Source organism: Phycicoccus sp. Soil803 (genome assembly GCF_001429685.1).
In the GTDB taxonomy this organism is placed as follows: Bacteria; Actinomycetota; Actinomycetes; order Actinomycetales; family Dermatophilaceae; genus Pedococcus.
The window spans coordinates 738,812-743,972 of record NZ_LMST01000001.1 but is presented as its reverse complement, the minus strand read 5'-3'; the positions used below and the strand labels follow the sequence as shown (position 1 = coordinate 743,972).

Below are 5,161 nucleotides of genomic sequence, written 5' to 3'. Positions count from 1 at the left end.
CACCGGCGGTGCGACCGACCTCGACAACGCGGTCCCGCTCTGCGGGTTCCACCACCGCCGGATGCACCACCCCGGCTTCCACCACCAGATCACCCAAGACCCCGGCGGCCGCAAACGAGTCACCATCCACCGGCGGACATAGCCGGAGCCTGCCCTCACGCGAGATCCGCTTGCCGCCGACACCGCTGCACGGAAGGCTTCCGCCCATGACCGATGACCAGTGGTTCCGCGAAGCCGTCGTCTACCAGATCTACCCGCGCAGCTTCCAGGACTCCGACGGTGACGGCATCGGTGACGTCCCCGGCATCATCAGCCGGCTCGCCTACCTCCAGCAGCTCGGGGTCGACGTGGTCTGGCTGTCGCCGATCTACACCAGTCCGCAGGACGACAACGGCTACGACATCGCCGACTACCAGGACATCGACCCGACCTTCGGCACCCTGACCGACGTCGACGAGCTGGTCGCGCAGGCGCACGCCCGCGGCATACGCATCGTCATGGACCTCGTGGTCAACCACACCTCCGACGAGCACCCGTGGTTCGTGGAGTCGCGGTCGAGCAAGGACAACCCGAAGCGCGACTGGTACTGGTGGCGGACCGCCCGCGACGGCCACACCGCCGGCGACGAGGGTGCCGAGCCGACCAACTGGGAGTCATTCTTCAGCGGGCCTGCCTGGGAGCTCGACGAGGCGACCGGCGAGTACTACCTGCACCTGTTCAGCCGGAAGCAGCCCGACCTCAACTGGGAGAACCCGGAGGTGCGCGAGGCCGTCTACGCGATGATGCGGTGGTGGCTGGACCGCGGGATCGACGGGTTCCGGATGGACGTCATCAACATGATCTCCAAGGTGACGTCCCTGCCCGACGGAAAGCCGCTGGCCGCCACGCCGCAGCTCGGGGACGGCACGCCGCACTTCCTGAACGGGCCGCGCATCCACGAGTTCCTCCAGGAGATGCACGCGGCGGTCTTCGAGGGGCGCGCCGAGAAGCTGCTGACCGTGGGCGAGATGCCGGGCGTCACCGTCGAGGACGCGATCCTCTACACCGACCCGGAGCGGCGCGAGGTCGACATGGTGTTCCAGTTCGAGCACGTGGGGCTCGACATCGGTGCGCACAAGTGGGACCGGAGCCGGGTCGACCTGCGCGACCTCAAGGCGTCACTGGGCCGGTGGCAGGACGCGCTCGCCGAGGTCGGCTGGAACTCGCTCTACTGGAACAACCACGACCAGCCGCGTGCGGTGTCGCGGTTCGGGTCCGACGCGCCTGAGCACCGGGTCGCCTCGGCGAAGCTGCTCGGCACGGTCCTGCACCTGCACCGGGGCACGCCCTACGTCTACCAGGGCGAGGAGCTCGGGATGACGAACGTGCCCTTCGCGTCGGCCGACGACTTCCTCGACATCGAGTCGGTCAACTACTACCGGCTCGCGTCGGGCGCGGGCGGCGACGTCGAGAGCATCCTGGCCAACCTGAGGCTGGGCAGCCGCGACAACGCCCGCTCCCCCATGCAGTGGGACGACAGCGCGCATGCGGGATTCACGACCGGGACGCCCTGGTCCCGGACGAATCCCAACTACCCGGAGATCAACGCGGCGGCCGCGGTGGCCGACGACGACTCGGTGTTCCACCACTACCGCCGGGTGATCGAGCTGCGCCACACCGAGCCGGCGATCGCGCACGGCGACTTCCACCTGCTGGCGCCCGACCACGAGACGCTGTACGCGTTCACGCGGTCGCACGAGCGCGTCGACCTGCTGGTGCTCGCCAACTTCTCGAGCGAGGACCTCGACCTCGCCGGCCCCACCCTGGAGGGCACGCTCGATCTCGCCGGCTGGGAGTCGGCCACCCTCCTGCTCGGCAACCTCGGTGAACCCACCGCGCCGACCGCCACCCTCCGCCCCTGGGAAGCCCGCATCCTCAAGCGCTGAGCTGAGAGCTGGGCTGGAGCGCTGACTGCCACGTCGCTGGTCGGGGCGGGCGCAAATCCCCCGATTCGGCCGTCTCGACGCTCGCGACTGTGCCACCATCTCCGCGTGATCAGAGCAGAACTGGGGTTGGGGATCCTGGGCACGGCGTTGTGGATCTACTGTCTCTTCGACGTGATCATGACCGATGAGTCGCGGATCAGGAACCTGCCCAAGGTGACCTGGATCTTCGTCGTGCTCATCACCTCGGTCGTGGGGGCCGTGGCATGGCTGGTCGCCGGGCGTCCGCAGACGCCGCAGCGGGGCCTGCCGTACAAGGGCAACACCGGCTCGGCGTACCCGGAGTACGAGCGGCCGGGGCGGTTCGTGCCGACGAACCCGGACGACGACGCGGAGTTCCTGCGGAAGGTGCGCGAGCGCGCCGAGGCGCAGACCCAAGAGGCGAAGCGGCAGCGGCTCGAGCGGGAGCGGCTGGAGGCCGAGCAGATCGAGCGCGAGCGAGAGCGTCGTCGGCAGCGGAGCGCTGACCCTGCGGCCCAACCAGGACCGACTGGAAATCCAGAGCCGACCGTCAACCCGGACCCGACCGCCAAACCCGAATCGACGGCCCCACCAGAACCCACCGCTGAGCCGACCAGCGACTGAGCTCTCTTCTCCGTCAGGCGTCCGGGGTGGCGTCGCGGAGGGCTTGCAGGACCTTGCCGTCGATGCCGTCTGGGGTCATCCGCATCTCGTAGTTCGCCTCGCTGGCCCACGACGTCAAGGCGCTTGACGTCTCGCCGGAGTAACCCAGGGACGAGAGCCGTACGGCCACCTCGTCGGCGAGCTCGCCCTCGAGCGGGCTGACGTCCTCGGGGCCACCGAAGATCAGGTCGTTCATCCGCAGCAGCCGGGCGAGCTCCTGAGGCGCGTCCTCGTGGTCGTCCACGCGGAGGTCGGCGAGGACCCCGCAGTGGTCGTACCCGGCGCCTGGCTGCACGGCATACAGGGCAGCGCCTTGGCGGCCCCGTGAGTCGCCACCGGCTGCGTCGCCGGCGAGCAGGGCGGCGATGAGGCGGTCGGTGAGGGACTGGCCCGCGGAGGCCAGCCAGGCCGCCTCCATCTCGGAGACCACGTCGGGCCCGGTGAGGATGTTGCCCTGGATGGCGTAGCCGCCGGTGGCGTCGCGGCCGCACACGCCGCCGGCCCAGTCCAGGCAGGACTCGCCGGTGTAGGTGGCCTGCGAGTCGAGTCCGACGACACCCAGCTGCCGGTGCGCCCGGTCGGGATCGGGCGTGGTGCAGGCAGCGACCGCCCCCTCAGCGGCGGCGCCACCCGCGAGGGCGTCCAGGGCGACCGAGCGGTAGGCGACCCGCGCCATGGCCTGGGTCGCGACGGCCCCGACCCCCGGCCGCACCTCAGGCACGACCGCCCCCACGAACGGGAACTTGCTCGCGACGGCGACGCCGAACGCGTCACCGACCTGGCCGACGATCGAGAAGGTCATGCGCCGACCGTAGTAGCGATGGGGCAAGTGCACGATTGGGGACGACGCTGCGCACCTGCGAGGATGGGGCATGGCCGCGAAAACGACCAGGACCGAATCGAAGAGCACCGATCTGAGCAGCGACACCACCACGAAGACTCTTCTGGCCTGGACCACCCTCGCGCCACTGATAGCCATCGTCGCGCTCGTGCTGACCTGGGGGCGGCACCTCGGCACCCTTCCGGTGATCATCGTGGCGGCCGCACTGGCTGCTGCCGTGCTGGCTGCGGTGCACCACGCGGAGGTCGTCGCCCACCGGGTCGGGGAACCGTTCGGCTCGCTGGTGCTGGCCGTCGCGGTGACGATCATCGAGGTGGCGCTGATCGTCACGCTGATGATCAGCGGCGGCAAGGACACCGCGTCGCTGGCCCGGGACACCGTGTTCGCGGCGGTGATGATCACCTGCAACGGGATCGTCGGGCTGTCGTTGTTCGTGGGGGCGGTGAAGTACCGCCTGATCTCGTTCAACGCAGAGGGCACCGGTGCCGCGCTCGCCACGGTCACCACGCTGGCCGTGATGACGATGGTGGTGCCGACCTTCACGACCAGCGCGCCGGGTCCGGAGTTCACCAGCTCGCAGCTGGTGTTCGCGGCGGTCATCTCACTCGCGCTCTACGGCATGTTCGTGTCGACCCAGACCCGGCGGCACCGCGACTTCTTCCTGCCGGTGGCCCACGACGGGGGACCACTCGACGACGAGCACGCCGAGCCGCCCACGAACCGCGAGACCTGGACCAGCCTCGGCCTCCTGCTGGTCTCGCTGGTCGCCGTGGTGGGGCTGGCGAAGGTCGAGTCGCCGGCCATCGAGTCAGGGGTCGCGGCGGCTGGGTTCCCGCAGTCGTTCGTGGGTGTGGTGATCGCGCTGCTCGTGCTGCTCCCGGAGACGCTCGCCGCCGCGCGTGCGGCCCGCGGCAACCGGATCCAGACCAGCCTCAACCTCGCGCTCGGGTCGGCGATGGCCAGCATCGGCCTGACCATCCCCGCGATCGCGATCGCCTCGATCTGGCTCGACGGCCCGCTGCTGCTCGGGCTGGGACCGGTGCAGATGGTGCTGCTCGCGCTTACCGTCGTGGTCAGCGTGCTGACCGTGGTGCCCGGGCGGGCGACGCGGCTGCAGGGCGGCGTGCACCTCGTGCTCCTCGCCGCGTTCGTCTTCCTTGCCGTGAACCCCTAGCTCGCCCCGACCCTTGGCGCGCCGTCAACCCCTGGCGCTGTGGTTTGACCCACGCCGTATGCCGCTGCGTCCGGGGCCGCCCGCGGCATACCGTGGGTGGATGGCCACCATCGAAGCCGTCCTGGGGGACATCACCACCCAAGGCGTCGACGCCATCGTCAACGCCGCGAACTCCTCACTGCTCGGCGGAGGAGGGGTCGACGGCGCCATCCACGCTGCCGCGGGGCCGCGGCTGCTGGAGGCGTGCCGGCGGGTCCGGAACACCACCCACCGCGACGGGCTCGACGTCGGCGACGCCGTGGCGACGTCGGCGGGCGACCTGCCGGCGCAGTGGGTGATCCACACCGTCGGGCCGAACAGGCACCGCGGCCAGACCGACCCCGCCCTGCTGGCGTCGTGCTTCACCCGCAGCCTGCAGGTCGCGCGCGACGTGGGGGCCCGGAGCGTGGCGTTCCCGGCGGTGAGCGCGGGGGTCTACGGCTGGGACTCGGCGGACGTGGCGCAGATCGCCGTCGACGCCGTGCGGGCTGAGCTGGGCGC

At 70.5% G+C, this 5,161-nt stretch carries 4 protein-coding genes and 1 pseudogene; 4 read left to right on the top strand and 1 reads right to left on the bottom strand.

Annotation, left to right across the window (positions count from 1 at the left end):
• The first annotated feature begins 206 nt into the window (after positions 1–206).
• Positions 207–1,925 carry an alpha-glucosidase gene (locus tag ASG95_RS21565; protein ID WP_057376582.1) on the top strand — a complete coding sequence of 573 codons (1,719 nt, stop codon included), beginning with the start codon at positions 207–209 and terminating at the stop codon, positions 1,923–1,925.
• Between the two features lie 105 nt (positions 1,926–2,030).
• Entirely contained in the window at positions 2,031–2,567 is a 537-nt protein-coding gene (locus ASG95_RS03565; RefSeq protein WP_082592303.1) for a PLD nuclease N-terminal domain-containing protein, read from the top strand.
• A gap of 13 nt (positions 2,568–2,580) precedes the next feature.
• Here ASG95_RS03565 and ASG95_RS03560 read toward each other — a convergent pair whose 3' ends face one another.
• On the bottom strand, positions 2,581–3,408 hold the full coding sequence (locus ASG95_RS03560; protein ID WP_057376581.1) for a DUF1028 domain-containing protein: 828 nt from the start codon (positions 3,406–3,408) through the stop codon (positions 2,581–2,583).
• 70 nt (positions 3,409–3,478) lie between these two features.
• On the opposite strand from ASG95_RS03560, the gene ASG95_RS03555 reads away from it, so the two are divergent.
• Positions 3,479–4,621 (top strand): calcium:proton antiporter, encoded by a 1,143-nt coding sequence (locus ASG95_RS03555; RefSeq protein WP_082592302.1) that lies wholly within the window; start codon positions 3,479–3,481, stop codon positions 4,619–4,621.
• 58 nt (positions 4,622–4,679) lie between these two features.
• Positions 4,680–5,161 (top strand): annotated as a pseudogene (locus ASG95_RS03550) (O-acetyl-ADP-ribose deacetylase); the annotation flags it as partial.